Here is a 22,455-nt window from a genome sequence, read left to right on the forward strand (position 1 = left end):
GCCGGATCCCGCGCCGGGGTCGGGCGTACCCTCCGGGCCATGGGACGCCGCGCTCCGCTCATCGCCGCGACATCGGCGACGCTGCTGTTGCTCGGCGGCTGCCATCACGACCAACCGGACCCGGTGCGGGGCAGCGCGCCGGCGTTCCTCGCCAAGGTCCCCACGGCGAGCCCCGGATTCCCGCCCACCGCGGCCGCCGCGAAGGAGCGGCTGGCGGGGCTGAAGGTGGAATGGGGCAAGAACTGGCAGACCTACCGGCGGGAGGAGTTCGGCCGGTACTGGTCGGACGAGACGGACGCCATCGGCGGCCGCAACGGCTGCGACACCCGTGACGACGTCCTGCGGCGGGACCTGAAGGAGCTGCGCGAGGGCGACCGGAACCCCTGCGTGGTGATCTCCGGGGTACTGGACGACCCGTACACCGGCACCCGGCTCCCCTACTCCTACCGACGCGCCTCGCAGATCCAGACCGACCACGTGGTCGCCCTCGGCGCCGCCTGGCGGGGCGGCGCGTACGCCTGGACGCCGGGGCGCAGGCTGGAGTACGCCAACGACCTCGACGTGCTGCTCGCCGTGGACAAGCAGACGAACCAGGACAAGGGCAGCAGGACCGCGGACAAGTGGAAACCGCCGCGGCGCGCGTCCTGGTGCGAGTACGGACGCCGGTACACCGGCATCAAGGCCAAGTACGGGCTCTCCGTGACGCCGCCCGAGAAGGCGGCGCTGGAGGAGCTGCTGGCGACCTGCCCCGGTTAGTGGGACGCGGCCGAGAAGAGGGTGTGCATGGCGCGGCGCAGGCCGCAGATGTCCGTGACCGGCTCGGGAAAGTCGAACCGGGCGTCGAAGGAGGATTCCTGCGCCTCCCCGCTGAAGCGCACGCGCAGGCCGAGGCGGTCCAGGGCGAGCGGGACGGCCCGCATGCCCTGCGCCTCGCGGGGCCCGAGGAGTCCGCACAGGTCCGCGATCCGGTCGCCGTGGGAGGCGTGCAGGTGCTGGAGGAGCTCCGTCTCGTGCGCGACCATCGGGTCGGGCTCGGCCCCGGCGAGGTCCTCGGGGTCCACGTGCTCGGCGCCCCACAGGTCGTCCACCGAGATCTCGCCGACCTCCAGGCGCAGCATCATCCAGGCGGGTCGGCTGGTGTGGGGCGCGTCGAGGGACTCGGACATGCCCAGCAGTTCGCCCACCGGGCGCCGCTCCGCGAGGAGCGCGGCGCAGGTCGCGCGGTCGTCCCCGCGCACCGGCGTCAGCCACCCGGCCAGCCATGCGCGGCCTCGGATACGATGTGGCACGGACACCGGCGCCACGTCCGTGATCTCGATCACGGCCGTGAGGTCGTCGTCCTGGGCGTGAGCGGCTGCCCTGGCAGCCGTGGATTCCCCGGAAACAAGGAGAATCACGTCCCCGTCCGGGGTGACGGTCCGTGCGGCCGGCATCCCCATCCCGAACTCTTCGGACTCGTGACTGTCACGAGCACCCGGCAGGGTGAGGGATACTGAGGCGTTGGACTCTACGAGGGTTCGTACGCGTTCGGCTCCGGTGAGCTGCCGAACGCCTTCCCTGGGACGCGGCTGACCTTGCCTATCGTCGTCGAAAGCGGATTCCGTTTCGTTGGAACCCGAACTTCGCCGCGCACTGGGCAGGGGGATCCCATGTGGTCGAGACATTACGTCCTCCTCGCTAAGGTAAGCCTCACCTAACTTACATGGAGGTAGGTTCCACGTGAACCAGAAGCGACCCAAGGTCAAGAAGTCGCGTGCCCTCGGCATCGCGCTGACCCCGAAGGCCGTCAAGTACTTCGAGGCCCGCCCCTACCCGCCGGGCGAGCACGGCCGTGGCCGCAAGCAGAACTCGGACTACAAGGTCCGTCTGCTGGAGAAGCAGCGTCTGCGCGCGCAGTACGACATCTCCGAGCGCCAGATGGCCCGTGCGTACGACCGCGCGAAGAAGGCCGAAGGCAAGACCGGCGAGGCGCTCGTCGTCGAGCTTGAGCGTCGCCTCGACGCCCTGGTCCTGCGTTCGGGCATCGCCCGCACCATCTACCAGGCCCGTCAGATGGTCGTGCACGGCCACATCGAGGTCAACGGTGGCAAGGTCGACAAGCCGTCGTTCCGTGTCCGCCCGGACGACGTCATCACCGTGCGCGAGCGCAGCCGCGAGAAGGTTCCGTTCCAGGTTGCCCGTGAGGGTGGCTACGCAGGCGAGGGCGAGACCCCGCGCTACCTGCAGGTCAACCTGAAGGCCCTGGCCTTCCGCCTGGACCGTGACCCGAACCGCAAGGAAATCCCGGTCATCTGCGACGAGCAGCTCGTCGTCGAGTACTACGCCCGCTGATCCGTCGGCAGGCGTAGCCCTCACAGGCTGGTGTCAACCCGTCGTCCCCTCCGGGGGGCGGCGGGTTTTCCCGTTCTCGGACCCCCGTCCCGGCCGGGCACCCACCGCGCCCGCAGGACCAGGGCGTCCACGCTCAACTGCCGCCCCTCGGCGGCGTGCGCCGCGTACCGCGCGGGACCCAGCGCCTCACCGGCCCGCTCCTGACACATCAGCCGGGGCGCGTTGAAGTACCCCGAGCCGAACAACCGCAGCCCGACCCCGCCCCACATCGGCTCCGCCGCGCCCTGGAGCACCGCCGCCTCGGCCGGCCTGCCCTCGGTGACGGTGACCAGGGCCAGCAGCTCCACCGCCAGCACCAGCCCCACCAGGTCCCGGAACGCGTGGTTGACGGTCACGCACTCGGTCAGCAGCCGCCGGGCGCCGACCGTGTCCCCGGCGTCCAGCGCCGCGTAGGCCAACACGTACAGGGCGTACGCCTTCGTCCAGCGTTCCCCGCGGTCCTCGCAGATCTCCCGGACCTCCTCGCACAGCGTGGCCGCGCCCGCGAGCTCGCCCTGGAAGGCCATCGCCATCGCCAGCTCCACCTGGCACATCAGCACGTTGCTGTTCAGCTCCCCGGCCTCCCGGTACAGGTCCAGCGCCGAGCCCAGCAGCTCCCCGGCCCGCACCATGTCGTCCGAGACCAGGGCGAGGCAGCCCATCCGGTGCACCGCGTACGCCGCCGCCACCCGGTTCCCGGTCCGCCGCGCGCCGTCGCGGCACTCGTGGAGGGCGCTCATCGACGCCACCGCGTCGCCCTGGAGCGCCGCCACGTAGCCGAGCACCCACAGCGCCTTGAGCCGGGAGCCCTCGTACTCGTCCTGCCCGTCGCCCGGGAGGGGCTCCAGGGTCCGGTCCAGCCAGTGGCGGCCCTCCGTCAGCCGGCCGCACCCCGCCCAGTAGAACCACAGGGTGCCGGCCAGGTACTGGCCCAGGTGCAGTTCCTCCGGCTCGTCCAGGCAGCACTCCAGGGCGAGGCGCAGGTTGGGCAGCTCGGCCTCCACGAGGGCCGCCACCTCCTGCTGGCGCGGGCTGAACCAGTCCAGCTCGCACCAGGTGGCCAGGCCCATGTACCAGTCCCGGTGGCGCCGTCGCAGGCGGGTGGCGTCACCCTGGGACTCCAGCCAGCCCGCCCCGTACAGCCGTACGGTCTCCAGCATCCGGTAGCGGACCCCGGCCGGGGTCTCCTCCCGGACCAGCAGGGACTGGGCGAGGAGCTCCCCGACCACGTCGAGCACGGAGTCCACCGGCAGGTCGGGGCCCGCGCACACGTACTCGGCGGCGTCCAGGTCGAACTGCCCGGCGAAGACCGACAGTCGGGCCCACAACAGCCGCTCGGCGGGGGCGCACAGCTCGTGGCTCCACCCGATCGCCGTCCTCAGCGCCCGGTGCCGGGGCGGCGCCCCGCGCGCGCCACCGGTCAGCAGCGCGAAGCGGTCCTCCAGCCGGGCGAGCACCTGGGCGGGCGACAGGGCCCGCAGCCGGCCCGCCGCCAGCTCCAGGGCCAGCGGGATCCCGTCGAGCCGGGCGCACAGCTCGATCAGCAGCGGACGGTCCGCCTCCGTCACGGTGAAGGACGGGTCGGCGGCGACCGCCCGCCCGACCAGCAGCTCCAGGGCCCCGGCGGGCTCCAGCGGCGCCAGCGGGAAGACCTGTTCGCCCTCCACGCCGAGCGTGCGCCGGCCCGCCGCGAGCACCCGCAGGCCGGGGGAGCGGCGCAGCAGCTCCGCCAGCAGCTCGGCCGTCTCCTCGACCAACTGCTCGAAGCCGTCCACGACCAGCAGCAGCCGCCGCCCCGACAGGTGCTCCGCCAGGACGGTCCGGGGCGGCCGGGTGGTGTGGTCCGTCAGCCCGAGCGCCTCGGCGAGGGTGAACTCCAGCAACGCCGGATCCCGGACACCCGACAACTCGACCAGCCACACCCCGTCGAAGTGGCGTTCCTGCGCACCCCACCCCGAGCTTGACCCCGACCCCTCACCGAGCCCGTCCGGCGGCGCACCGGCGGCCGCCCGGGCCGCCGCCAGAGCCAGCCGGGACTTGCCCACCCCGCCCACCCCGGTGACCGTCACCAGCCGCGCGGAATCCAGGAGCCGCCCCAGTCGGGCCAGTTCGCCACCCCGCCCGACGAACCCGCTGAGCTCCGAGGGAAGATTGCCCCGGGTCCTGATTCGGAAGGGTCTCTGTCGCATGGGACACGGAGGGTACTGGTCCGGGCGCGCTGCGTACAAGGCGATGGCGCCGGCCCTCGAATTCCGGTACGGCGGCGGATCTCCGGCGCGATAAGGTCGGAGGAGACTTTCTCCATAGGTTTTCCGATTCAGGGAGCGGTGCATCGTGTCCGGTGGTGAGGTGGCCGGGATCCTCGTGGCCGTCTTCTGGGCCATCCTGGTCTCCTTCCTCGCCGTCGTACTGGTGAGGCTCGCCCAGGTGCTGAAGGCGACGACGAAGCTGGTGGCCGACGTGACGGAGCAGGCCGTGCCGCTGCTCGCGGACGCCTCCACCACCGTCCGCTCCGCGCGCACCCAGATCGACCGGGTCGACGCCATCGCCAGCGACGTGCAGGAGGTCACCTCCAACGCCTCCGCCCTGTCCTCCACCGTGGCCTCCACCTTCGGCGGGCCGCTGGTCAAGGTCGCTGCCTTCGGCTACGGCGTCCGCCGGGCCCTCGGCCGCGCGGACGGGGCGGCGACCGGCCGCGACCCGCAGAAGACGTCCCGGCGCACCGTGATCGTCGGCCGCACCGTGCCGACGCCCCGCCGCCGGAAGCAGAAGGGCTGAGACCGCCGATGTTCCGCCGAGCCTTCTGGTTCACCGCAGGCGCCGCCGCCGGTGTGTGGGCCACCACCAAGGTCAATCGTCAGCTCAAGAAGCTGACGCCGGAGAGCCTCGCCGCACAGGCCGCGGACAAGGCGGTGGAGGCGGGGCACCGCCTCAAGGACTTCGCCCTCGACGTCAAGGCGGGAATGACGCAGCGCGAGGACGAGCTGAACGACGCACTGGGGTTGACCCAGGACCCCGATCGGCCCGGCAACGTCACCGCCCTCCCCGGGCCGCGACAGCTACGGGCCATCGAGCACGACAAGAACACCCACCGAACCAACCGCTCGGCGGTTGCGTACAACCGGAATGAGGACCACTGATGGAGTCGGCTGAAATCCGCCGCCGCTGGCTGAGCTTCTTCGAGGAGCGCGGTCACGCCGTTGTCCCTTCGGCGTCGCTCATCGCGGACGACCCGACTCTGCTGCTGGTGCCCGCGGGCATGGTGCCGTTCAAGCCGTACTTCCTGGGCGAGGTCAAGCCGCCCGCCCCCACGCTCACCAGCGTGCAGAAGTGCGTCCGCACCCCGGACATCGAAGAGGTCGGCAAGACCACCCGCCACGGCACGTTCTTCCAGATGTGCGGCAACTTCTCCTTCGGGGACTACTTCAAGGAAGGCGCCATCAAGTTCGCCTGGGAGCTGCTGACCAGCTCCGTGGCGGACGGTGGCTACGGCCTGGAGCCCGAGAAGCTCTGGATCACCGTCTACCTCGACGACGACGAGGCCGAGCAGATCTGGCGCGACGTCATCGGCGTCCCCGCCGAGCGCATCCAGCGTCTGGGCAAGAAGGACAACTTCTGGTCCATGGGCGTCCCCGGCCCCTGCGGCCCGTGCTCGGAGATCAACTACGACCGCGGTCCCGAGTTCGGCGTCGAGGGCGGCCCCGCCGTCAACGACGAGCGCTACGTGGAGATCTGGAACCTGGTCTTCATGCAGTACGAGCGCGGCGCCGGAGACGGGAAGGAGGACTTCCCGATCCTCGGCGACCTGCCGTCGAAGAACATCGACACCGGCCTCGGCCTGGAACGTCTCGCCATGATCCTGCAGGGCGTGCAGAACATGTACGAGACCGACACCCTGCGCGTGGTCATGGACAAGGCCACCGAGCTGACCGGCGTGCGCTACGGCGCCGCCCAGGGCACCGACGTCTCGCTCCGCGTGGTCGCCGACCACATCCGCACCTCCGCCATGCTCATCGGTGACGGCGTCACCCCCGGCAACGAGGGCCGCGGCTACGTCCTGCGCCGCATCATGCGCCGCGCCATCCGCAACATGCGCCTCATGGGCGCCACCGGCCCGGTCGTCCAGGACCTCATCGGCGTCGTGATCGACACGATGGGCGCCCAGTACCCGGAGCTGATCACCGACCGCAAGCGCATCGAGACCGTCGCGCTCGCGGAGGAGGCCGCCTTCCTCAAGGCCATCAAGGGCGGCACGAACATCCTCGACACCGCCGTGTCGGAGACCAAGGCCGCCGGTGGCACCGTCCTCGCCGGCGACAAGGCGTTCCTGCTCCACGACACCTGGGGCTTCCCGATCGACCTCACCCTGGAGATGGCCGCCGAGCAGGGCCTCGCCGTGGACGAGCCCGGGTTCCGCCGCCTCATGCAGGAGCAGCGGGACCGGGCCAAGGCCGACGCCAGGGCCAAGAAGACCGGGCACGCGGACATGTCCGCCTACCGTGAGATCGCCGACGGCTCCGGCGCCACCGAGTTCACCGGTTACGCCACCACCCAGGGCGAGTCCACCATCGTCGGCCTGCTGGTCAACGGCGTCTCCTCGCCGGCCGCCACCGAGGGCGACGAGGTCGAGGTCGTCCTCGACCGCACCCCCTTCTACGCCGAGGGCGGCGGCCAGCTCGCCGACCAGGGCCGGATCCGGCTCGACTCCGGCGCCGTGATCGAGATCCGCGACGTCCAGCAGCCGGTCCCCGGTGTCTCCGTGCACAAGGGCTCCGTCCAGGTCGGCGAGGTGACGGTCGGTGCCTCCGCGTACGCCGCCATCGACATCAACCGCCGCCGGGCCATCGCCCGCGCCCACTCGGCCACCCACCTGACCCACCAGGCACTGCGCGACGCCCTCGGCCCGACGGCCGCCCAGGCCGGCTCCGAGAACTCGCCCGGTCGCTTCCGCTTCGACTTCGGCTCGCCGAACGCCGTCCCCGGGTCGGTCCTCACCGACGTCGAGCAGAAGATCAACGACGTGCTGTCGCGCGAGCTCGACGTCACCGCCGAGATCATGAGCATCGACGAGGCGAAGAAGCAGGGCGCCATCGCCGAATTCGGCGAGAAGTACGGCGAGCGCGTGCGCGTCGTCACGATCGGTGACTTCTCCAAGGAGCTGTGCGGCGGTACGCACGTCGGCAACACCGCCCAGCTGGGCCTGGTGAAGCTGCTCGGCGAATCCTCCATCGGTTCCGGCGTGCGCCGCGTCGAGGCGCTGGTGGGCGTGGACGCGTACAACTTCCTCGCCAAGGAGCACACGGTCGTCGCCCAGCTCCAGGAACTGGTCAAGGGCCGCCCCGAGGAGCTCCCGGAGAAGATCGCCTCCATGCTCGGCAAGCTGAAGGACGCCGAGAAGGAGATCGAGAAGTTCCGCGCGGAGAAGGTCCTCCAGGCCGCGGCCGGTCTGGCCGCCGCCGCCCAGGACATCCGCGGCGTCGCCCTCGTCGTCGGCCAGGTGCCGGACGGCACCGGCGCCGACGACCTGCGCAAGCTCGTCCTCGACGTGCGCGGCCGCATCCAGGGCGACCGTCCGGCCGTCGTGGCCCTGTTCACCGTGGCGAACGACCGCCCGCTCACCGTCATCGCCACCAACGAGGCGGCCCGCGAGCGCGGCCTCAAGGCCGGTGACCTGGTGCGCGCCGCCGCCAAGACCCTCGGCGGCGGCGGTGGCGGCAAGCCGGACGTCGCCCAGGGCGGTGGCCAGAACGCGGCCGCCGTCCCGGAGGCCATCGGCGCCGTCGAGCGCCTCGTCGCCGAGACGGCCTGACGATGACGCTGCGCCGCGGCCGCCGGCTGGCCGTAGACGTCGGTGACGCCCGTATCGGGGTCGCGTCCTGCGACCCCGACGGGGTGCTGGCCACACCGGTGGAAACCGTCCCGGGCCGGGACGTTCCGGCCGCCCACCGGCGGTTGCGGCAGCTCGTCGCGGAATACGAGCCGCTGGAGGTCGTCGTCGGTCTTCCCCGCTCGCTCAGCGGGCGGGAGGGCCCGGCCGCGGTCAAGGTGCGCGCCTTCGCGAACGAGCTGGCCAAGGGCATCAAACCGGTGACGGTCCGACTGGTGGACGAGCGGATGACCACGGTCACCGCCGCCCAGGGGCTCCGGGCATCGGGCAAGAACGCCAAGAAAGGCCGTTCGGTCATCGACCAGGCGGCCGCCGTGGTGATCCTGCAGAACGCCCTGGAGACCGAACGGGTATCAGGTAATCCGCCCGGCGAGTGCGTCGAAGTGGTTGTCTGATCGCGATACGGTAACGTTCCGCGAAATGAGACGGCATTCGAACAGCCGTCGCCACCACTAAAGAGGCGGAACCGGGTGTCGCGGCCGACGAAAAGCCGTGGCCTTCGTCTCGCGGCTCTAGGGGACCGATGACTGAGTATGGCCGGGGCGGCGGCTCCGAACCGTGGCATCCCGAGGATCCCCTCTACGGGGACCAGGGGTGGACCGCGCACCAGACCCAGCAGGGCCAGGTGCCGTACGGCGGCGCACCGCAGCAGCAGGCGCCGCAGTACCAGGAGCAGGTGCCCCAGTACCAGTACCAGGAGCAGGTACCGCAGTACCAGGGAGGTCCGCAGCAGTACCCGGACCAGCAGTACCCGGACCCGCAGTACCAGCAGCAGTACGCCGCCCCGTACCCGCAGTACGCCGACCAGCAGCAGGGCTACGCCCCGCAGCACCCCGGCGCCCAGCCGCAGGCGCAGCCCCAGCAGCCGGGGTACGACGCCCAGGGCTGGGACACCGGCCAGGGCCAGTACGTCGCCGCCGTCCAGGCCGACCCCTACGCGGTGGTCGATCCGTACGCGCAACAGTCCGTCACCGGCTACCCCGGTGAGGCCCCCGACCTGTACACCACCGAGGACGCCTACCCGCCGCCGCAGCCGCCGGGTCGGCGACACCTGGAGCCCGATCCGGTCGACGAGCCGGAGGAGGAGGCCGAGTCCGAGCTGCTCGCCACGGGTGGCGGGGGCGACGACGACGAGCCGCGCGGCCGTCGCGGCGACCGCAAGGGCGGCGGCAAGAAGACCAAGGAGAAGAAGCGCAGCGGCACGGCCTGCCTGGTCGCGGCCCTGGTCATCGTCGGTGTGGTCGGCGGTGGCGGCTACTACGGCTACTCCTACATCAAGGAGCGGTTCGCGACGGCCGCCGACTTCGCGGGCGAGGGCAGCGGCGAGGCGATCGACGTGGAGATCCCCCAGGGGTCCACCATCGCGCAGATCGGCAACATCCTGAAGAAGAACGGCATCGTCGCGAGCGTCGACGCGTTCACGGCGGCGGCCGGCGCCAAGGGCAAGGCGATCCAGCCGGGTGTCTACCCGCTGAAGAAGAAGATGTCGGCCGCCGCCGCCGTCACCGTCATGCTGGACCCGAGCAAGCTGAACGTGCTCACCGTGCCGGAGGGCAAGCGGACCTACGAGGTCTACGAGCTCATCGACAAGCGCCTCGGCAAGCAGGCCGGCACCACCGAGGAGATCGCCAAGCGCGACGCCAAGAACCTCGGTCTGCCCGCCTGGGCCGGCAACAACCCGAAGCTCATCGACCCGCTGGAGGGTTTCCTCTTCCCGGCGCGCTACGACATCGGCAAGGACAGCACGCCGGAGACGATCCTCCGGCAGATGGTCAAGAACGCGTCCGACAAGTACACCGAGCTGGGCGTCGAGGGCAAGGCCAAGGAACTCGGCCTGGAGAACCCGCTCCAGGTGATCACGGTGGCCAGCCTCGTCAACGCCGAGGGCAAGCACCACGAGGACTTCCGGAAGATGTCCGAGGTCGTCTACAACCGTCTGAAGAAGACGAACGACGTCACCAACCAGAAGATCGAATTCGACTCGACCTACAACTACATCAAGCGCACCAGCCACCTGAACTTCAACATCAAGGAAGCCAGGGCGCTCGACAACCCCTACAACACGCACTTCGTCAAGGGCCTGCCCCCCGGTCCGATCGGGAACCCCGGCGAGGAAGCGCTGAACGCCACGCTCAACCCCGACCACGGCGGTTGGATGTTCTTCGTGTCGGTCGACAGCAAGACGACGACCTTCACCAAGACCTACGAGGAACACCAGAAACTGGTGGACGAGTTCCTCGCGCGGCAGAACCAGAAGAACGGCGGATAGGCACGACATGTCACGGATACGGGCCGCGGTGCTGGGTTCGCCCATCGAGCACTCCCTCTCACCGGTGCTGCACCGCGCCGCCTACCGGGAGCTCGGCCTCGACGACTGGTCGTACGACCGGTTCGAGATCGACGAGGCCGCCCTCCCGGCGTTCGTGGGCGGGCTCGGCCCCGAGTGGGCCGGGCTGTCGCTGACGATGCCGCTCAAGCGGGCGGTCATCCCGCTCCTCGACGGCGTCAGCGACACCGCCGCCTCGGTGGAGGCGGTCAACACGGTCGTGATGACCGAGGACGGCCGCCGCCTCGGCGACAACACGGACATCCCCGGCATCGTCTCGGCCCTGCACGAGCGGGGCGTCGAGAAGGTGCCCGCCGCGGCCGTCCTCGGAGCGGGCGCCACCGCCTCCTCGGCGCTGGCCGCCCTCTCCCGGATCTGCACCGGCGAGGTCACCGCGTACGTCCGCTCGCGCCCCCGCGCCGAGGAGATGCACCGGTGGGGCGACCGGCTGGGCGTGGCCGTGCGCACCGCCGACTGGTCGGACGCGGCCGAGGCGCTCGCGGCGCCGCTGGTCATCGCGACGACCCCGGCCGGTACGACGGACTCCCTGGCCGCGGCCGTCCCCGAGGGCGCCGGGACGCTCTTCGACGTCCTGTACGACCCCTGGCCGACGGCCCTGGCCGCGGCCTGGTCGGCGCGCGGTGGCAAGGTCGTCGGCGGCCTGGACCTGCTGGTCCACCAGGCGGTGCTCCAGGTCGGCGCGATGACCGGCCGTCCCGGACCGCTCGCCGCCATGCGCGCCGCGGGGGAGCGGGCCCTCGCCGAGCGGTAGGGACCGACCGACGGATCCGGCCCGCACCGACGCCCCGGCATGCCCGACCGGCGGCCCACCTGGCGGACGAGCCGTCCGATAGCTGGACCGCGGCCCGGGACATCCCTCCGGACATGGGAGGATCGGGTACGGCGGGTCAGGGCCGCGCACCCGATCGCGCCATCGCTGTGCCAGGCGCGAGCATGAGGAGCATCGTTGAGCAGGTTGCGTTGGCTGACCGCAGGAGAGTCGCACGGACCGGCACTGGTCGCGACGCTGGAGGGTCTTCCCGCCGGCGTCCCGGTCACCACCGAGCTGGTGGCCGATCACCTGGCCCGGCGCCGGCTCGGCTATGGCCGCGGTGCCCGGATGAAGTTCGAGCAGGACGAGATCACCTTCCTCGGCGGCGTCCGCCACGGCCTGTCCCAGGGCTCCCCGATCGCCGTCATGATCGGCAACACCGAGTGGCCCAAGTGGGAGACCGTGATGTCGGCCGACCCGGTCGACCCGTCGCTGCTCAAGGAGACCGGCCGCAACGCGCCGCTCACCCGCCCGCGCCCCGGCCACGCCGACCTCGCGGGCATGCAGAAGTACGGCTTCGACGAGGCCCGGCCGATCCTGGAGCGCGCCAGCGCCCGTGAGACCGCCGCCCGCGTCGCCCTCGGCGCCGTCGCCCGCTCCTTCATCAAGGAGGTCGCGGGCATCGAGATCGTCTCCCACGTGGTGGAACTGGCCGCGGCCAAGGCCCCGTACGGCGTCCTCCCGACCCCCGCCGACGTCGACAAGCTCGACGCCGACCCGGTGCGCTGCCTCGACGCCGACGCGAGCAAGGCGATGGTCGCCGAGATCGACCAGGCCCACAAGGACGGTGACACCCTCGGCGGCGTCGTCGAGGTCCTCGCCTACGGCGTGCCCGTCGGCCTCGGCTCGCACGTCCACTGGGACCGCCGGCTCGACGCGCGTCTCGCCGCCGCCCTCATGGGCATCCAGGCCATCAAGGGCGTCGAGGTCGGCGACGGCTTCGACCTGGCCCGCGTGCCCGGCTCGCAGGCCCACGACGAGATCGTCTCCACCCCCGAGGGACTGAAGCGGACCTCCGGCCGCTCCGGCGGCACCGAGGGCGGTCTGACCACCGGTGAACTGCTGCGCGTACGGGCCGCGATGAAGCCCATCGCGACCGTGCCGCGCGCGCTGGCCACCGTGGACGTGGCGACCGGTGAGGCGACGGTGGCACACCACCAGCGCTCCGACGTCTGTGCCGTCCCGGCCGCCGGCATCGTCGCCGAGGCCATGGTCGCGCTGGTCCTCGCCGACGCCGTCGTCGAGAAGTTCGGCGGCGACTCGGTCGCCGAGACCCGCCGCAACGTCCGGTCCTACCTCGACAACCTGCAGATCCGGTGACGGCCGGACCACTGGTCGTCCTCGTCGGCCCCATGGGGTCCGGCAAGTCCACGGTGGGGAGCCTGCTCGCCGAACGGCTGGGCGTCCCCTACCGGGACACGGACGCCGACATCGTCGCGGCCCAGGGCCGGGAGATCTCCGACCTGTTCGTCGACGAGGGCGAGCCGTACTTCCGCGAGCTGGAGCGGCGGGCCGTCGCGGCCGCCGTCGCCGAGCACACCGGAGTCCTCGCCCTCGGCGGCGGTGCCGTCCTCGACGAGGGCACGCGCGGCCTGCTCGCCGGGCTGCCCGTCGTCTACCTGTCGATGGACGTCGAGGAGGCCGTGCGCCGCGTCGGCCTCGGCGCCGCACGACCGCTGCTCGCCGTCAACCCGCGCCGCCAGTGGCGCGAGCTGATGGAGGCCCGGCGCCCCCTGTACACCGAAGTCGCGCGCGTCGTGGTGGCCACCGACGACCGCACCCCCGAAGAGGTCGCCCAGGCGGTCCTCGACGCTCTGGAGTTGAAGGACGTATGACAGACCAGGTGACGCGGATCAACGTCGGCGCGAGCGCCGGGCACGACGCGTACGACGTGCTGGTCGGCCGGCAGTTGCTCGGCGAGCTGGGCAGCCTGATCGGCACGAAGGCACAGCGGGTCGCGGTGATCCACCCCGAGGCGCTGGCCTCGACCGGTGAGGCGCTGCGGGACGACCTGGCGGCCCAGGGCTACGAGGCCGTCGCCATCCAGGTGCCGAACGCCGAGGAGGCCAAGACGGTCGAGGTCGCCGCGTACTGCTGGAAGGCGCTCGGCCAGTCCGGCTTCACCCGCACCGACGTCATCGTCGGCGTGGGCGGCGGCGCCACCACCGACCTCGCGGGCTTCGTCGCGGCCTCCTGGCTGCGCGGGGTGCGCTGGATCGCGGTTCCGACCACCGTCCTGGCGATGGTCGACGCGGCCGTCGGCGGCAAGACCGGCATCAACACGGCCGAGGGCAAGAACCTCGTCGGCGCCTTCCACCCGCCGGCCGGTGTGCTCTGCGACCTGGCGGCGCTGGACTCGCTGCCGGTCAACGACTACGTCAGCGGCCTCGCCGAGATCATCAAGGCCGGTTTCATCACCGACCCGGTGATCCTCGACCTGATCGAGGAGGACCCGCAGGCGGCACGTACGCCCGCCGGCCCGCACACCGCCGAGCTGATCGTCCGCTCCATCCGGGTCAAGGCCGACGTGGTCTCCAGCGACCTCAAGGAAGCCGGGCTGCGGGAGATCCTCAACTACGGCCACACCCTCGCGCACGCCATCGAGAAGAACGAGCGCTACAAGTGGCGCCACGGCGCCGCCGTTTCCGTCGGCATGGTCTTCGCCGCCGAACTCGGCCGCCTCGCCGGACGCCTCGACGACGCGACGGCCGACCGGCACAAGGCGGTCCTCGCCTCGGTCGGCCTGCCGCTGACCTACCGGGGCGACCAGTGGCCCAAGCTGCTGGAGACGATGAAGCTCGACAAGAAGTCCCGCGGCGACCTGCTGCGCTTCATCGTCCTCGACGGGCTCGGCAAGCCGACCGTCCTGGAGGGCCCCGACCCGGCCGTGCTGTTCGCCGCTTTCGGCGAGGTCGCGGCGTGAGCCGGGTACTCGTCCTGAACGGCCCCAACCTGGGCCGGCTCGGGTCCCGCGAACCCGACGTGTACGGGGCCACCTCGTACGCCGGACTCGTCGAGAGCTGCCGCACCCTGGGCGCGGAGCTCGGCTTCGACGTGGAGGTCCGCGAGACCAACGACGAGGGCGAGCTGGTCCGTTGGCTGCACGAGGCGGCGGACGGGAAGATCCCGGTGGTGATCAATCCGGGCGCCTTCACGCACTACTCGTACGCCATGCGCGACGCCGCGGCCCAGCGGACCGCGCCGCTCATCGAGGTGCACATCTCCAACCCGTACGCCCGGGAGGAGTTCCGTCACACCTCGGTCATCGCGGCCGTGGCGACGGGTACCGTGGCGGGCTTCGGGCTGGGCTCCTACCGGCTGGCGCTCCGTGCGCTGGCCGAAGAGGTCACGGCCTGAGATAACGTTCTCGCATCAGTCGCCTGAACGAGACGGAGTGGCGCGGATGCAGCACGGAGTGGGGGGCTGGGGTCCGCCGGGACAACACCCGGCGGCACCCCCGCAGCCGCCGATACCCCCTGCGCAGGGCTGGCCGGTCACCCCGGTCCCCGACGCCACGGGACACGTCCCGCTGCCCCCGGCCGTGCCGGAGCCGGCCGGGCCGCCCCCGCCCGGCACGGGCGGCGCCACCCTCGCGGTGCTGCTCATCGGCCCGGCCGGCGCGGGCAAGACGACCGTGGCCCGGCACTGGGCGGGCACCCGCCCGGTGCCGACCGCGCACATCAGCCTCGACGACGTCCGCGAATGGGTCTGCTCGGGCTTCGCGGACCCGCAGACCGGCTGGAACGAGCACTCCGAGGCCCAGTACCGCCTGGCCCGCCGCACCTGCGGGTTCGCCGCCCGCAACTTCCTGGCCAACGGCATCTCCTGCATCCTCGACGACGCCGTCTTCCCCGACCGCCCCGTGGTCGGCCTGGGCGGCTGGAAACGGCACGTGGGCCCCGGGCTGCTGCCCGTGGTGCTGCTGCCGGGCCTGGAGATCGTCCTGGACCGCAACGCCGCCCGCTCGGGCAACCGCAGGCTCTCCGACGAGGAGGTCGCCCGCATCCACGGCCGGATGGCCGGCTGGTACGGGTCCGGCCTGCCCATCATCGACAACTCCCACCTCGACGTCGAGGGCACCGCCCGCGCCCTCGACGAGGCCCTCGCACGGGCCCTGGCGACCCCCGGGAGCTGGTGACCCGGCCCTGGTGAGGGCACGGGGACGGGGCCGGGGCACGGCGCCGCCCGGCCCCGTGCGGACGCGCTCGCCGGGCCGGATGGTCCGTGCGCTCGTAGGCTCGAAGACATGTCAGACGTGTACGCGGCCCGCAGGGGCCTGCTCCGCGACCGCTGCGCAGCGGCGGGCAACTCCGCCGCCCTGATCACGCGTCCCGCGAACGTCCGCTACCTCGCCGGGGCCTCCCCGCTCGACGCGGTCCTGCTGGTCGGACCGTCCGAGGACGTGATGTTCTGCGCGGGCGCCCCCACCGGCGAGGCCGACGAGGGGCGCCTGGACGAACACCTGCGGCTCTCCGTCCTGCCGAGCCCCGGCGCGGATCCGGCGGTGGCCGCCGCCGACCTGGCGGCCTCCGTACGGGCCGAGTCCCTCGCCGTCGAGGAGCACCACCTGACCGTCGGCAGGCACCGAGCCCTGCACTCCGTCGCGCCCCGGCTGCGTCTGGCCGACCTCGGTGCGGCCGTGGAACAGCAGCGCCTGGTCAAGGACGAGGACGAGATCGCCTGCCTGCGGATCGCCGCCGAGATCGCCGACCAGGCCCTCGGTGAGCTGCTGGAATCCATCCTCGTGGGTCGTACGGAACGCCACCTCGCGCTGGAGCTGGAACGCCGCCTCGTCGACCACGGAGCCGACGGGCCCGCCTTCCCGACGTCCGTCGGCACCGGCCCGCACTCCGGGCGCTCCCGGCACCGGCCGTCCGACCGGCGGGTGGAGGAGGGCGACTTCCTCTCCGTCTGCCTGGGCGCGAACTACCGCGGATACCGCTGCGAGATCGGCCGTACCTTCGTGATCGGCACCACCCCGGCCGACTGGCAGATCGAGCTCTACGACCTCGTCTTCGCCGCCCAGCGGGCGGGCCGGGAGTCCCTGCTGCCGGGAGCCGCGTACCGCGACGTGGACCGCGCGGCGCGCTCCGTACTGGACTCCGCGGGGCACGGCGAGGCCCTCGCCGGGTCGATGGGACACGGGGTCGGTCTCGAAATCGACGAGGACCCGCAGCTTGCACCTACGGCAATGGGTAAACTGGACGCTTGCGTGCCGGTCACCGTCGAACCGGGGGTTCACCTCCCGGGCCGGGGAGGTGTCCGGATCGATGACACGCTCGTCGTGCGCCCCGAGGCGGACGGCGGTCCCGAGCTACTCACCATTACGACCAAGGAGCTGCTCGCGCTCTAGCCCGCGTTGCCGGGCCGGGAGTGCGCACCCTTGGTCTTCCAGTGCAGGAGATTCCGCAACCGTGGCTTCCACGAACGACCTCAAGAACGGCATGGTGCTCAAGCTCGACGGTGACCAGCTCTGGTCCGTCGTCGAGTTCCAGCACGTCAAGCCCGGCAAGGGCCCGGCCTTCGTGCGCACCAAGCTCAAGCACGTGCTCTCCGGCAAGGTCGTCGACAAGACCTTCAACGCCGGCACGAAGGTCGAGACGGCCACCATCGACCGCCGTGACATGCAGTTCTCGTACATGGACGGCGAGTACTTCGTCTTCATGGACATGAGCACCTTCGACCAGCTGATGGTCGACAAGAAGGCCGTCGGCGACGCCGCCAACTTCCTGATCGAGGGCTTCACCGCCTCGGTGGCCCAGCACGAGGGCGAGGTGCTCTACGTCGAGCTGCCGGCCGCCGTCGAGCTCGTCATCGAGCACACCGACCCGGGCGTCCAGGGCGACCGCTCCACCGGCGGCACCAAGCCCGCCAAGCTGGAGACCGGTCACGAGATCCAGGTCCCGCTCTTCGTCACCACCGGCGAGAAGATCAAGGTCGACACCCGCACGAGCTCCTACCTCGGCCGGGTGAACAGCTAACCGTGGCTGCCCGGAGCAACGCGCGCAAGCGCGCTTTCCAGATCCTCTTCGAGGCCGACCAGCGCGGTGTTCCCGTGCGCGAGGTCCTCGCGGACTGGATCCGCCACTCGCGGTCGGACGACCGGCAGCCGTCGGTCGCCGCCTACACGATGGATCTCGTCGAGGGTTACGCCGACAAGGTGAACCGGATCGACGATCTGATCATCACCTACGCCGTGGACTGGGAGCTCGACCGCATGCCGGTCGCCGACCGGAACATCCTCCGGCTGGGCGCCTACGAGCTGATCTGGGTCGACGAGACCCCGGACGCCGTGGCCATCGACGAGGCCGTCCAGCTCGCCAAGGAGTTCTCCACGGACGACTCGCCGTCGTTCGTGAACGGGCTCCTCGGCCGCTTCAAGGACCTCAAGCCGAACCTGCGCCGCAGCGAGAGCTGAGGCGCGGTACCGCGCTCACGGAAGGGCCCGCAGCGAACGCGCTGCGGGCCCTTCCGTCCGCCGTGGGGTCGGCGCCGCTGCCCGGCCCGGACGGTGACGTCAAAAAACCGGTGGGTGCCGGCCCCCGAACGGGACCCGGCACCCACCGGTAAACGTTTCTGCTGGGCCGGGACGGCCCCGAGGGACTAGATGTCCTCGTGAGCCACCGCGCGCCGCGCGTCGGCGTCCAGCACGCCCCAGCTGATCAGCTGCTCGGTCAGGACCGACGGCGACTGGTCGTAGATGACGGCCAGGGTGCGCAGGTCGTCCTGGCGGATCGACAGCACCTTGCCGTTGTAGTCACCGCGCTGGCTCTGGATGGTGGCGGCGTAACGCTGGAGCGGGCCGGCCTTCTCCGCGGGCACGCCCGCCAGGCGTTCCAGGTCGAGGCGCAGCTTCGGCGGCGGCTCGGCGGCTCCGCCGGGAGTCGTGCCCGGAAGCAGCTCCTGCACCGGCACCCCGTAGAAGTCCGCCAGTTCGGCAAGACGCTGGACGGTCACGGCGCGGTCCCCGCGCTCGTAGGAACCGACCACCACGGCCTTCCACCGGCCCTGGGACTTCTCCTCGACACCGTGGAGGGAAAGGCCCTGCTGGGTGCGGATGGCCCGGAGCTTGGCCCCGAGCTGTTTGGCGTATTCGCTGGACATAACGCTCCCGGACGCTGTGACGCTGTGACGACATTGGACAACGTGCGGCTCCGCCGCGCGGCTGGTAACTCACTGTGAGGTTACGCAGCGTTACGTGGATGCGTCAAGCCGAATGCTCGGCGGCGCCCACGGACGAGGGGTTCGCGCAGGGCCCGGTGCGGGGCCCCGCACCGGGCCCTGCTACGGTGGACGACGTACATCAGACGTCCTTTAAGGTCCGTCCCGTGAGGCGGAGAAGGAGGTCCTTTTCATGGACACCCAGCTTTCCCCGTCCGACCGGAACCCGATGCGCCCCGTCCTCGACGCCCAGGACATCGCCCGGGTCCTGACGCGCATCGCCCACGAGATCGTCGAACGCGCCAAGGGCGCCGACGACGTGGTCCTCCTCGGCATCCCGACCCGCGGTGTCTTCCTCGCCCGCCGGCTCGCCGAGAAGCTCGAAGAGATCACCGGCTCGAAGATTCCGGTCGGCTCCCTCGACATCACCATGTACCGCGACGACCTGCGTCTGAAGCCCGCCCGGGCGATCGGCCGCACCGAGATCCCCGGCGACGACATCGACGGCCGCCTCGTGATCCTCGTCGACGACGTGCTCTTCTCCGGCCGCACCATCCGCGCCGCCCTCGACGCCCTCGGCGCGATCGGCCGCCCGCGTGCCGTGCAGCTCGCGGTCCTCGTCGACCGCGGCCACCGCGAGCTGCCCATCCGCGCCGACTACGTCGGCAAGAACCTCCCCACGTCGCTGCGGGAGACCGTCAAGGTCCAGCTCCAGGAGGAGGACGGCCGAGACGCCGTACTGCTCGGCCAGCGGACCGCCCAGGCAGCCGAACAGCAGTAGCGCGCACCGGTCACGGGTCCCGCCGCGGCGGGCCCGTGCCGCGATCCGTCCTGCCCGCACCCCGGCGTGCCCGTAAGCCCGCCCGTCCTCCCGACCTACGGAGCCATCCAGATGAAGCGCCACCTCATCTCGGCCGCCGACCTCACCCGCGACGACGCCGTCCTGATCCTCGACACCGCCGAGGAGATGGCCCGCGTCGCGGACCGGCCGATCAAGAAGCTGCCCACCCTGCGCGGCCTCACGGTCGTCAACCTCTTCTTCGAGGACTCGACCCGCACCCGGATCTCGTTCGAGGCCGCCGCCAAGCGGCTGTCCGCCGACGTCATCAACTTCTCCGCCAAGGGTTCCTCCGTTTCCAAGGGCGAATCCCTGAAGGACACGGCGCTGACCCTGGAGGCCATGGGCGCGGACGCCGTCGTCATCCGCCACCACGCCTCCGGCGCCCCCTACCGGCTCGCGACCTCCGGCTGGATCGACTCCGCCGTGGTCAACGCCGGCGACGGCACCCACGAGCACCCCACCCAGGCCCTGCTGGACGCCTTCACCATGCGGCGCCGCCTCGTCGGCCGGGACGCCGGGCTCGGCAAGGACCTCTCCGGCCGCCGGATCACCATCGTGGGCGACGTCCTGCACAGCCGGGTCGCCCGCTCCAACGTGCTGCTGCTCCACACCCTGGGCGCCGAGGTGACCGTGGTGGCCCCGCCCACGCTGGTGCCGATCGGTGTCGAGAGCTGGCCCTGCGAGGTCTCGTACGACCTCGACGAGGTGCTGCCGAAGTCCGACGCGGTCATGATGCTGCGTGTGCAGCGCGAACGCATGAACGCCGCCTTCTTCCCGACCGAGCGCGAGTACTCCCGCCGGTACGGGCTCGACGGCGAGCGGATGGCCCGGATGCCCGAGCACGCCATCGTCATGCACCCCGGCCCGATGAACCGCGGCATGGAGATCACCGCCCAGGTCGCCGACTCCGACCGCTGCACGGCCGTCGAGCAGGTCGCCAACGGCGTCTCCACCCGGATGGCCGTCCTGTACCTGCTGCTCGGGGGCTCCGAGCCCGCCGTCACCACCACCGCCGCCCGTACCGAGGAGAGCAAGTAACCATGAGCAAGATCCTTATCCGTGGCGCGAAGGTACTCGGTGGCGAGGCGCAGGACGTCCTGATCGACGGCGAGACCATCGCCGAGGTCGGCACGGGCCTGTCCGCCGAAGGCGCGACCGTCATCGAGGCCGCCGGCCAGGTCCTCCTCCCCGGCCTCGTCGACCTGCACACCCACCTGCGCGAGCCCGGCCGCGAGGACTCCGAGACCGTCCTCACCGGCACCCGCGCCGCCGCCTCCGGCGGCTTCACCGCGGTGTTCGCCATGGCGAACACCTTCCCCGTCGCCGACACCGCCGGCGTCGTCGAGCAGGTCTGGCGCCTGGGCAAGGAGTCCGGCTACTGCGACGTGCAGCCCATCGGCGCCGTCACCGTCGGCCTGGAGGGCAAGCAGCTCTCCGAGCTGGGCGCCATGCACGACTCCGCCGCCCGCGTGACCGTCTTCTCCGACGACGGCAAGTGCGTCGACGACGCCGTGATCATGCGCCGCGCCCTGGAGTACGTGAAGGCCTTCGGCGGAGTCGTCGCCCAGCACGCCCAGGAGCCCCGCCTCACCGAGGGCGCCCAGATGAACGAGGGCATCGTCTCGGCCGAGCTCGGCCTCGGCGGCTGGCCGGCGGTGGCCGAGGAGTCGATCATCGCCCGCGACGTCCTCCTCGCCGAGCACGTCGGTTCCCGCGTGCACATCTGCCACCTCTCCACGGCCGGCTCCGTCGAGATCGTCCGCTGGGCCAAGTCCCGCGGCATCGACGTCACCGCCGAGGTCACCCCGCACCACCTGCTCCTCACCGACGAGCTCGTCCGCTCCTACAACGCGGTCTACAAGGTCAACCCGCCGCTGCGCACCGAGCGCGACGTACTGGCCCTGCGCGAGGCGCTCGCCGACGGCACGATCGACATCGTCGCCACCGACCACGCCCCGCACCCGCACGAGGACAAGGACTGCGAGTGGGCCGCCGCCGCCATGGGCATGGTGGGCCTGGAGACCGCGCTGTCCGTCGTCCAGCAGACAATGGTCGAGACCGGACTGCTCGACTGGGCGGGCGTCGCGGAGCGCATGTCCTTCGCTCCGGCGCGCATCGGAAGCCTCGACAACCACGGCCGACCCGTCTCGGCAGGTGAACCCGCGAACCTGACCTTGGTGGATACCTCGTACCGTGGTGTCGTGGACCCCGCACACTTCGCCTCCCGCAGCCGCAACACGCCTTACGAGGGCCGTGAGCTGCCGGGGCGCGTCACTCATACCTTCCTGCGGGGCCGGGCAACGGTCGTGGACGGGAAACTGGCGTGACACCTGCAGTAATCCAACTGGCCGCAGAGGCTGCCGAGCGACAGTCGGCGGAGGTGACCGACTGGGGCGCCCGCATCGCGTGGGTGATCGGTCTGGTCGTCTTCATCGCGTTCGTGTACTGGCTGATGCGGCAGGGCTGGAAATGGCGCGGCGCACTGCAGAGCGATCTGCCGGAGCTGCCCGCCGCCCCGGACGGTCTCCCCGAGCACCGGCTGGCCCTGACCGGCCGGTACCACGGATCGACCACCGCCGGGCAGTGGCTGGACCGGATCGTCGCCCACGGTCTGGGCGTCCGCAGTCGGGTCGAGCTCACGCTCACCGACGCGGGCCTGGACGTGGTCCGACCGGGTGCCACCGACTTCTTCGTACCGGCCGCGCAGCTGCGCGGCGCCCGCCTCGACAAGGGAATCGCGGGCAAGGTACTGACCGAGGGCGGTCTGCTCGTCGTCACATGGGCGCACGGCGACAAGCTGATCGACTCCGGATTCCGCTCCGACCGCGCGGCCGAACACGCCGCCTGGGTCGAAGCGATCAACCTCATGAACTCATCCATCACGACGGAAGGCGCCGAACGATGACGACCTCCACCAGGGGAGCAGCCAAAGCTCCCGCCGTACTCGTCCTGGAGGACGGTCGGATCTTCCGCGGCCGTGCCTACGGCGCTGTGGGGGAGACCTTCGGCGAGGCCGTGTTCTCCACCGGGATGACCGG

Annotated in this window: 24 protein-coding genes; 21 read left to right on the forward strand and 3 right to left on the reverse strand. The window is 71.4% G+C overall.

Annotation, left to right across the window (positions count from 1 at the left end; genetic code table 11):
- Positions 1–39: 39 nt before the first annotated feature.
- Positions 40–756, forward strand: a complete 717-nt coding sequence (locus ACZ58N_RS26855; RefSeq protein ID WP_471164698.1) for an HNH endonuclease family protein — start codon at positions 40–42, stop codon at positions 754–756.
- On the opposite strand, the gene ACZ58N_RS26860 is transcribed toward ACZ58N_RS26855, so the two are convergent.
- Positions 753–1,664: a DUF2470 domain-containing protein gene (locus ACZ58N_RS26860; protein ID WP_471164700.1), complete on the reverse strand. Its 912-nt coding sequence runs from the start codon at positions 1,662–1,664 to the stop codon at positions 753–755. The genes ACZ58N_RS26855 and ACZ58N_RS26860 overlap by 4 nt on opposite strands.
- Before the next feature lie 55 nt (positions 1,665–1,719).
- Here ACZ58N_RS26860 and rpsD point away from each other — a divergent pair, with 55 nt between their 5' ends.
- Complete coding sequence (gene rpsD, locus ACZ58N_RS26865; RefSeq protein ID WP_030294564.1) at positions 1,720–2,331, forward strand: 30S ribosomal protein S4; 612 nt, start codon at positions 1,720–1,722, stop codon at positions 2,329–2,331.
- Between the two features lie 20 nt (positions 2,332–2,351).
- On the opposite strand, the gene ACZ58N_RS26870 is transcribed toward rpsD, so the two are convergent.
- Complete coding sequence (locus ACZ58N_RS26870) at positions 2,352–4,559, reverse strand: ATP-binding protein (protein WP_471164703.1); 2,208 nt, start codon at positions 4,557–4,559, stop codon at positions 2,352–2,354.
- A 145-nt stretch (positions 4,560–4,704) separates the two neighbouring features.
- On the opposite strand from ACZ58N_RS26870, the gene ACZ58N_RS26875 reads away from it, so the two are divergent.
- The 14 genes from ACZ58N_RS26875 to nusB all read left to right on the forward strand — a co-directional run bounded on the left by ACZ58N_RS26875 (position 4,705) and on the right by nusB (position 17,833).
- Complete coding sequence (locus tag ACZ58N_RS26875) at positions 4,705–5,148, forward strand: DUF948 domain-containing protein (protein ID WP_471164704.1); 444 nt, start codon at positions 4,705–4,707, stop codon at positions 5,146–5,148.
- Positions 5,149–5,156: 8 nt separating this feature from the next.
- The gene (locus tag ACZ58N_RS26880) at positions 5,157–5,510 is read left to right on the forward strand and encodes a DUF6167 family protein (protein WP_471164707.1); all 354 of its coding nucleotides are present in this window, start codon (positions 5,157–5,159) and stop codon (positions 5,508–5,510) included.
- Positions 5,510–8,179, forward strand: coding sequence for an alanine--tRNA ligase (gene alaS / locus ACZ58N_RS26885; RefSeq protein ID WP_471164710.1), 2,670 nt, complete (start codon positions 5,510–5,512; stop codon positions 8,177–8,179). Before ACZ58N_RS26880 ends, alaS begins: the two co-directional genes overlap by 1 nt.
- Before the next feature lie 2 nt (positions 8,180–8,181).
- Positions 8,182–8,652 (forward strand): Holliday junction resolvase RuvX, encoded by a 471-nt coding sequence (gene ruvX / locus ACZ58N_RS26890; RefSeq protein ID WP_471164713.1) that lies wholly within the window; start codon positions 8,182–8,184, stop codon positions 8,650–8,652.
- A 128-nt stretch (positions 8,653–8,780) separates the two neighbouring features.
- Positions 8,781–10,526, forward strand: a complete 1,746-nt coding sequence (gene mltG / locus ACZ58N_RS26895) for an endolytic transglycosylase MltG (RefSeq protein ID WP_471164716.1) — start codon at positions 8,781–8,783, stop codon at positions 10,524–10,526.
- 7 nt (positions 10,527–10,533) lie between these two features.
- Positions 10,534–11,355: a shikimate dehydrogenase gene (locus tag ACZ58N_RS26900; protein WP_471164718.1), complete on the forward strand. Its 822-nt coding sequence runs from the start codon at positions 10,534–10,536 to the stop codon at positions 11,353–11,355.
- A gap of 195 nt (positions 11,356–11,550) precedes the next feature.
- Positions 11,551–12,735 (forward strand): chorismate synthase, encoded by a 1,185-nt coding sequence (gene aroC / locus ACZ58N_RS26905; protein WP_471164721.1) that lies wholly within the window; start codon positions 11,551–11,553, stop codon positions 12,733–12,735.
- Complete coding sequence (locus ACZ58N_RS26910; protein WP_471164724.1) at positions 12,732–13,250, forward strand: shikimate kinase; 519 nt, start codon at positions 12,732–12,734, stop codon at positions 13,248–13,250. The genes aroC and ACZ58N_RS26910 overlap by 4 nt, the downstream gene beginning before the upstream one ends.
- On the forward strand, positions 13,247–14,338 hold the full coding sequence (gene aroB / locus ACZ58N_RS26915; RefSeq protein WP_471164727.1) for a 3-dehydroquinate synthase: 1,092 nt from the start codon (positions 13,247–13,249) through the stop codon (positions 14,336–14,338). Before ACZ58N_RS26910 ends, aroB begins: the two co-directional genes overlap by 4 nt.
- The gene (aroQ, locus tag ACZ58N_RS26920) at positions 14,335–14,772 is read left to right on the forward strand and encodes a type II 3-dehydroquinate dehydratase (RefSeq protein WP_471164730.1); all 438 of its coding nucleotides are present in this window, start codon (positions 14,335–14,337) and stop codon (positions 14,770–14,772) included. The genes aroB and aroQ overlap by 4 nt, the downstream gene beginning before the upstream one ends.
- Before the next feature lie 46 nt (positions 14,773–14,818).
- A complete protein-coding gene (locus ACZ58N_RS26925; RefSeq protein WP_471164732.1) occupies positions 14,819–15,553 on the forward strand; it encodes an AAA family ATPase in 735 nt (244 codons plus the stop codon).
- 108 nt (positions 15,554–15,661) lie between these two features.
- Positions 15,662–16,768, forward strand: coding sequence for an aminopeptidase P family protein (locus ACZ58N_RS26930; protein ID WP_471164734.1), 1,107 nt, complete (start codon positions 15,662–15,664; stop codon positions 16,766–16,768).
- Positions 16,769–16,829: 61 nt separating this feature from the next.
- The gene (efp, locus tag ACZ58N_RS26935; protein ID WP_281205779.1) at positions 16,830–17,396 is read left to right on the forward strand and encodes an elongation factor P; all 567 of its coding nucleotides are present in this window, start codon (positions 16,830–16,832) and stop codon (positions 17,394–17,396) included.
- Positions 17,397–17,398: 2 nt separating this feature from the next.
- Positions 17,399–17,833, forward strand: coding sequence for a transcription antitermination factor NusB (gene nusB / locus ACZ58N_RS26940; RefSeq protein ID WP_471164738.1), 435 nt, complete (start codon positions 17,399–17,401; stop codon positions 17,831–17,833).
- A 185-nt stretch (positions 17,834–18,018) separates the two neighbouring features.
- Here nusB and bldD read toward each other — a convergent pair whose 3' ends face one another.
- Entirely contained in the window at positions 18,019–18,519 is a 501-nt protein-coding gene (bldD, locus tag ACZ58N_RS26945; RefSeq protein ID WP_007263032.1) for a transcriptional regulator BldD, read from the reverse strand.
- A gap of 250 nt (positions 18,520–18,769) precedes the next feature.
- Here bldD and pyrR point away from each other — a divergent pair, with 250 nt between their 5' ends.
- The 5 genes from pyrR to ACZ58N_RS26970 form a co-directional block, all read left to right on the forward strand.
- Complete coding sequence (pyrR, locus tag ACZ58N_RS26950; RefSeq protein WP_471164740.1) at positions 18,770–19,357, forward strand: bifunctional pyr operon transcriptional regulator/uracil phosphoribosyltransferase PyrR; 588 nt, start codon at positions 18,770–18,772, stop codon at positions 19,355–19,357.
- A 111-nt stretch (positions 19,358–19,468) separates the two neighbouring features.
- Positions 19,469–20,455: an aspartate carbamoyltransferase catalytic subunit gene (locus ACZ58N_RS26955; RefSeq protein ID WP_471164743.1), complete on the forward strand. Its 987-nt coding sequence runs from the start codon at positions 19,469–19,471 to the stop codon at positions 20,453–20,455.
- Between the two features lie 2 nt (positions 20,456–20,457).
- Positions 20,458–21,744, forward strand: a complete 1,287-nt coding sequence (locus ACZ58N_RS26960) for a dihydroorotase (RefSeq protein WP_281205775.1) — start codon at positions 20,458–20,460, stop codon at positions 21,742–21,744.
- Positions 21,741–22,322 (forward strand): PH-like domain-containing protein, encoded by a 582-nt coding sequence (locus tag ACZ58N_RS26965; RefSeq protein WP_471164746.1) that lies wholly within the window; start codon positions 21,741–21,743, stop codon positions 22,320–22,322. Before ACZ58N_RS26960 ends, ACZ58N_RS26965 begins: the two co-directional genes overlap by 4 nt.
- Positions 22,319–22,455: carbamoyl-phosphate synthase domain-containing protein (locus ACZ58N_RS26970; protein ID WP_381633750.1), on the forward strand; the 137-nt coding region annotated here is incomplete at its 3' end. The genes ACZ58N_RS26965 and ACZ58N_RS26970, both read left to right, overlap by 4 nt.

This window comes from Streptomyces sp. NPDC040432, from assembly GCF_055595445.1.

Excerpts from the sequence above, each read along its gene's own strand:
- ACZ58N_RS26900 (WP_471164718.1), top strand. The coding sequence starts at position 10,534 with ATGTCACGGATACGGGCCGCGGTGCTGGGTTCGCCCATCGAGCACTCC.
- alaS (WP_471164710.1), top strand. The coding sequence starts at position 5,510 with ATGGAGTCGGCTGAAATCCGCCGCCGCTGGCTGAGCTTCTTCGAGGAG.
- ACZ58N_RS26955 (WP_471164743.1), top strand. The coding sequence starts at position 19,469 with ATGAAGCGCCACCTCATCTCGGCCGCCGACCTCACCCGCGACGACGCC.
- mltG (WP_471164716.1), top strand. The coding sequence starts at position 8,781 with ATGACTGAGTATGGCCGGGGCGGCGGCTCCGAACCGTGGCATCCCGAG.
- ACZ58N_RS26925 (WP_471164732.1), top strand. The coding sequence starts at position 14,819 with ATGCAGCACGGAGTGGGGGGCTGGGGTCCGCCGGGACAACACCCGGCG.
- ACZ58N_RS26855 (WP_471164698.1), top strand. The coding sequence starts at position 40 with ATGGGACGCCGCGCTCCGCTCATCGCCGCGACATCGGCGACGCTGCTG.
- ACZ58N_RS26860 (WP_471164700.1), bottom strand. The coding sequence starts at position 1,664 with ATGTCTCGACCACATGGGATCCCCCTGCCCAGTGCGCGGCGAAGTTCG.
- ACZ58N_RS26880 (WP_471164707.1), top strand. The coding sequence starts at position 5,157 with ATGTTCCGCCGAGCCTTCTGGTTCACCGCAGGCGCCGCCGCCGGTGTG.
- aroB (WP_471164727.1), top strand. The coding sequence starts at position 13,247 with ATGACAGACCAGGTGACGCGGATCAACGTCGGCGCGAGCGCCGGGCAC.
- pyrR (WP_471164740.1), top strand. The coding sequence starts at position 18,770 with ATGGACACCCAGCTTTCCCCGTCCGACCGGAACCCGATGCGCCCCGTC.
- bldD (WP_007263032.1), bottom strand. The coding sequence starts at position 18,519 with ATGTCCAGCGAATACGCCAAACAGCTCGGGGCCAAGCTCCGGGCCATC.
- ruvX (WP_471164713.1), top strand. The coding sequence starts at position 8,182 with ATGACGCTGCGCCGCGGCCGCCGGCTGGCCGTAGACGTCGGTGACGCC.
- ACZ58N_RS26960 (WP_281205775.1), top strand. The coding sequence starts at position 20,458 with ATGAGCAAGATCCTTATCCGTGGCGCGAAGGTACTCGGTGGCGAGGCG.
- ACZ58N_RS26870 (WP_471164703.1), bottom strand. The coding sequence starts at position 4,559 with ATGCGACAGAGACCCTTCCGAATCAGGACCCGGGGCAATCTTCCCTCG.
- ACZ58N_RS26930 (WP_471164734.1), top strand. The coding sequence starts at position 15,662 with ATGTCAGACGTGTACGCGGCCCGCAGGGGCCTGCTCCGCGACCGCTGC.